This window comes from Microbacterium sp. P5_E9 (assembly GCF_054049175.1).
In genome coordinates this window covers 1-588 of record NZ_JBFUMV010000102.1, presented here as the reverse complement: position 1 = coordinate 588, position 588 = coordinate 1, and the positions used below count along the sequence as shown (strand labels likewise).

Here is a 588-nt window from a genome sequence, read left to right as displayed (position 1 = left end):
GATTCCGGGCGTCGGCCTGCTCACGGCGACGGCGGCCATTGCGACCATGGGCGAGGCCAGCGCCTTCAAGTCAGGGCGAGAGTTCTGCGCCTGGCTGGGCTTAGTGCCCTCGCAAACCGGCACGGGGGGCAAAGTGCGCCTCGGCGGCATCTCCAAACGGGGGGACACGTACACGCGCACCTTGCTCATTCACGGTGCCAGAAGTGTGCTGACGCACGCCAAGGAGCCTGGGGCGTGGCTCGAAGGGCTCAAGAGCCGCAGGCCCGCCAACGTGGTGATTGTGGCGCAGGCGGCCAAGATGGCCCGAACGATCTGGGCCGTGACGGCCAGGCAGCAGGATTACCAACAGGGCTTTCAAAGCCTCAGGCCGCAAGCGGCCTGAGGTGAAGAAAGCCAAATGATCGACCACCAACGTTAGAAAGGATATGGATCAGTCTTCGCAAGGGTAGTGAGGCAGCAAAGAGTGAAGTGATGTGAAACAGGTCAGACCGGGACGAGCTAAACCTGCATGTGGTCTCGGACATAGAAAGTCCGCCATAGGAGATGAGGCGCTTGTCAGCGGATATGCATGGGGGCCAGCGGGGCGAG

The 588-nt window shown here is 62.2% G+C and carries 1 protein-coding gene; it reads left to right on the top strand.

The window, feature by feature from the left end; translation table 11 throughout:
* A partial coding sequence (locus ACXJ3V_RS20450; RefSeq protein WP_457102189.1) for a transposase occupies positions 1-382 on the top strand: 382 nt, incomplete at its 5' end.
* Between the last annotated feature and the right edge of the window lie 206 nt (positions 383-588).